General features: G+C 70.1%; 4 protein-coding genes. 1 reads left to right on the forward strand and 3 read right to left on the reverse strand.

Annotation, left to right across the window (positions count from 1 at the left end; genetic code table 11):
* The 3 genes from NA8_RS32105 to NA8_RS32115 form a co-directional block, all read right to left on the reverse strand.
* Window positions 1-1,380 (reverse strand): non-ribosomal peptide synthetase (locus tag NA8_RS32105; RefSeq protein WP_439957449.1); only part of this gene is annotated, 1,380 nt, incomplete at its 3' end.
* 363 nt (window positions 1,381-1,743) lie between these two features.
* Window positions 1,744-2,727, reverse strand: a complete 984-nt coding sequence (locus NA8_RS32110) for a helix-turn-helix domain-containing protein (protein ID WP_063054038.1) — start codon at window positions 2,725-2,727, stop codon at window positions 1,744-1,746.
* A 143-nt stretch (window positions 2,728-2,870) separates the two neighbouring features.
* Window positions 2,871-3,743 carry a M23 family metallopeptidase gene (locus NA8_RS32115; RefSeq protein WP_063054039.1) on the reverse strand — a complete coding sequence of 291 codons (873 nt, stop codon included), beginning with the start codon at window positions 3,741-3,743 and terminating at the stop codon, window positions 2,871-2,873.
* Window positions 3,744-3,951: 208 nt separating this feature from the next.
* Here NA8_RS32115 and NA8_RS32120 point away from each other — a divergent pair.
* A partial coding sequence (locus tag NA8_RS32120; protein ID WP_174550173.1) for a nitronate monooxygenase occupies window positions 3,952-4,497 on the forward strand: 546 nt, incomplete at its 3' end.

Genomic DNA, 4,497 nt, shown 5'->3' on the forward strand with positions numbered 1-4,497 from the left:
CACGTCGGCCCCGGGACGCGGCAGCACATAGGACACCAGCGCGGTCGCGCCGGAGGGCAGCGTCTTGCCGAGAGTGGCCGCGAAGTCGATGTCCGGGTGGCCGGTGAGCGCGTTGTCGATCTCGCCGAGTTCGATGCGGAAACCGCGGATCTTCACCTGGAAGTCCGAGCGGCCCAGGTATTCGATGACGCCGTCCTGGCCCGCGGATTCGGTGCGGCGCACCAGGTCGCCGGTGCGGTAGAGCCGCGCTCCGGGGTTGCCGGTGTCGGCGCCGAAAGGACTGGCGACGAATCGCTCCGCGGTCAGGCCCGGCCGGTTGAGATAGCCCTGCGCCAGCGCGGGACCGGTCAGATACAGCTCGCCGACCACCCCGGCGGGCACCGGCCGCAGCCGCGAGTCCAGCACGAACGCCCCGACTCCAGGGATGGCCGAGCCGATCGTGATGGGCTCGCCCGGCGTCATCGGTGGCGTACTGGTGGCCAGGATCGTCGCCTCGGTGGGCCCGTAGCCGTTGTAGAACTCGCGCTCGGCCGCCCAGCGAGCGACCAGTTCGGGTCCGAACTTGTCGCCGGCCACCACGACGGCCTGCAGGTCGTCCAGCCCCGCCGGATCCACCGATTCCAGGGCCCCCGGCGTGATGAGCATGTGCGTGACGTGCTCGCGCCGCAGCAGATCCGCCAACTCGAAACCGCCGAACACCGATGGCGGCGCGATCACCAGCGTCGCGCCGCTGGAGAAGGCCAGCAGCAGTTCGAGCACCGAGACGTCGAAGTTCGGCGAGCAGACGTGCAGAACGCGCGAATCCTCAGTCACCCCGTAGTGCTCGCGCTCCGCGGTCACAAGTCCGGCAAGACCACTGTGCGAGACCACGACGCCCTTGGGCTTGCCCGTGGACCCGGAGGTGTAGATGACATAGGCCGGGTGCCGCTCGTCCAGCGGACGGACCCGGTCGGTGTAGGAGATGGGGTGCTCCGGGCGCGCGGCGATGCGCGCGGCCTGCACCGGGTCGTCCAGCTCGATCCAGTACACGCCGGTGCCCAGCACCGGGCGGTGCGCCGAGGTGGTCAGGCCGACCGTGGCGCCGGAGTCGGCGACGATGTGGTTGATGCGATCGGTGGGGTACGTCGGATCCACCGGCACGTACGCCGCGCCGGTCTTGGCGATGGCCCAGACGGCGAGCACCGACTCCACGCTGCGCGAGATTCCGATGGCGACCACGTCGCCCGGCCCGACACCGCGCTCGATCAGCTCCCTGGCCAGCCGCGAGGACGCCGCGTCCAGCTCGGCGTAGGTGAGTTCCCGATCGTCGGTCGGATCTCCCGTGGGGTTGAACCGGATCGCGACCTCGGTAGCGGCGGACTCGACGGCGGCGGTGAGCAGCTGCGCGAACAGCGGACTGCCCGACCTGCGGCGACGGCTACCGCGAGCAGAGCGACGGGCGGTTTCCATTCGAGTGCATTCACCTCTCGCATCGAGCCAGGACCCGGGCCGTACCCTGCGCAGGGTTCGTTATCCGGGGCCAGCGCGGACCGAGCAATCATATAGGGGCTTGACTGCCCAACCCGCGCGCTGTATCGGATTGCCGCGGCTGCCGTCGGTGGCGGTCCGCGTCCCCCCTTTCGGTGCTGTCCTCTCGTCCAGCGCCGCCCACTCCCCCATGGAATCGGTGTCTTGCGTGATGCCTGCCGTTATATCGGCGCCGAGTCCCTCATGTTGCACGACTCGTTCGATCGGTGAGCTTGCTCACAGCCACCCGCGCCGGGTCGCCTGCACCCCCGCCTGGAATCTCGTGCTCGCGCCGAGACGCTCCAGCAGCCGGGCGGTCCGGCGGACCACCGTGCGCCGGGACATCCCGAGCCTGCGCGCGATGGTGTCGTCGGTGGCGCCCAGTCCCATCAAAGTCAGGATCGCGCGGTCACGTTCGTCCAGCGCCTCGGCGGCCGGATTCACCGATATGGGCGCGGCCATCGTCCACAGTACGTCGAAGGTCTTGACCAACAGCTCGAGCGTGGGGGACCCCGTGATGCGCAGACCCATCGGATCGGGCCTGCGTTCATCGGCGTGCAGCACCAGGCTGGCGCGCTCGTCGTCGCTGATGATCAGCTTGAACGGCGGCTCCGGCAGCGTTCTGGCCTGCGCGCCGCTGGCGTTGGTGGACAGCGCGTGCCGCAAGCGCTCCGAATCCTGGTAGACCGTGTCCTGATACAAGGTCTGATAGCGGATTCCTTCGCCGAGCCTGGTCCGCTTGAGCTCGAACAGCTGGCGCTCGCGTTCCGGATCGCTGAGATAGGGGCCGCGCTCTACCAGCTTGACGCAGCTACGCGCGCCGGTCTGCATCTCCTCGAAATCCGCCAGCATCTCCAGCCGCTCGTACACCGGCACCACCGCGCCGTTGCCGCGCGGCGAGCGACGCACCGAACGGAACGTCTCGCTCAAGCGCGCCGCGGCCGCGTGCATCTGGTTGATCTCCTGCTGCCTGCGCCGCGCCTCGGCTTCGGACAACGATTCCGGTGCGTGCGCGTCCCACAGCGGTTCACCCTCGGGCGACTCGACGCGGACCGCGGCGCGCAATTCACACAACACATCCAACGAGTCCGCGGCGAGGTCTTCCGAAACGCCCAGGTACTGCGCGATGTCGGCGAGACTCGACCGCGGATGGTGCACCAGCACGGCGTAGACGCGGCCGTGCGGTGACCCAGGCTCGAAGATGTCGCCCAGCTCGATCACGGCCCGAGCCTAGCGACCGACCGGTGCCTATGGGGCGGCTCTGAAAGACCCGCGCTCCAACCGCTTCCCGCACTACCTCGTCGCGGGAAGCTCCGCTGCGCGCAACCGTGCGCTGACCGGAATATCAAGCTGGACAGGAGAAGTCAGTGCGCGGACGGGCCCCACTGCAAGGGCACGCCCTTGGCGGCCAGGTACGGCATCGGGTCGATCTTGGTGCCCGCCTGGTCCCAGATCTCCAGGTGCAGGTGCGGACCGGTGGATTGCCCCCGGTTACCGACGGTGGCGATCACGTCGCCCGCGTTCACGCGCTGCCCGGCGTGCACGAACATCTCGTTCACGTGGCCGTAGACCGCGGTGGTGCCGTCGTCCTGCAGCACGCGCACCCACAGGCCGAAACCGGAAGCCGGTCCCGCCTCGATCACGGTGCCGTTGCTGACCGAGTGGATCGGCGCGCCCAGCGCGTCGGCGAAGTCGAGGCCGTAGTGCATGGCGCCCCAGCGGCTGCCGAAGCCGGAGCTGATCTCACCGGCCACGGGGCGCACCGCGGGCGCCGGCGCGACCTGCTGCTGCACGCCCTTGAGGACCTCTTCGGCCTGAGCCAAGGGGGCGGCGATCTCCGGGGGAAGATTGGGAATGCCGAACGGAGCGGCGACCGGGGCCGCGATCTGCCCGGCGACCGCGGCGGGCTCCGGCGCGGCCTGCGTGACCGGCTCGGCGACCTTCGCCTCGGCGATCGGCAGGATGCTCGTACCCTTCACGGTGGAAGGCGCGGCCTGCGTCTCCTCGTCGGCATCGTGGGAGCCGGGCAGCAACGGCGACGCGTAGGCGATCGCGGGAGCGACTTGGCTGGCGGCGCCGATCAAAGCGCCCGCGGCGACCGCTGCGGTCGCGGCGGCCTTCACGCGCTCGGTGGCGGACGGCTCGGCGCGGTGCCGCGTCGGCCGGCCCGTTTCGCCGCCGTCGCCGAGGAGGCTCTGGACGGTAATGGAACTGGGGCCTACACGGTGCTGCGACAAAGCTGAGTCCTCGGTCGTAGAACAGGGTCCGGGATGCCGGAGCCCGAGCCGAACCGGGTTCGATAACGATCCGGTGAAGCTCGAGCGGATAACGGTTTGGCATCCGTCGTGACGGGAACTCTACCGCGTCGTGACCATTCCGCAACCTTCCAGCTGAAAATCGCTGGTGAGGCCCGGGTCACACGTCCAGATGCGCGACAATCGGAGCGTGATCCTCGACCAGGTGGACGTTCCGATCGTGCTGGCCCCGATGGCGGGCGGCCCATCAACTCCCGAACTGACCGCCGCGGTGGCCGAGGCGGGCGGGTTCGCCCAGCTGGCCGCCGGCTATCTGAGCGCGACCGACACCGCGGCGCGAATCGCGGCGACGCGTGCGGCCACCGGCAAGCCGTTCGGCGTGAACCTCTTCGTACCCGGCCCACCGACCCCCGCCGCGGACCTGGCGGACTATCTCGCCGAACTCGGCGCCGACCACACGCTCGGGGATCCGCGCTACGACACCGACGACTGGGACGCCAAGCTCGACCTGCTCGTCGCCGACCCGGTCGCCGCCGTGTCGTTCACTTTCGGCTGCCCGAGCGCCGCGGAGACAGGGCGGCTGCACGCCGCCGGTTCCGAAATCTGGGTGACCGTGACCTCGGTCGACGAGGCGCGCGTCGCGGTCGAGGCGGGCGCCGACGTGCTCATCGCCCAGGGCGCGGAGGCGGGCGGGCACCGCGCGACCTTCGTGGACCGCCCGGCGGACGACGCCGCC

Source organism: Nocardia arthritidis NBRC 100137, assembly GCF_001612765.1.
GTDB classification, from domain to species: domain Bacteria; phylum Actinomycetota; class Actinomycetes; order Mycobacteriales; family Mycobacteriaceae; genus Nocardia; species Nocardia arthritidis.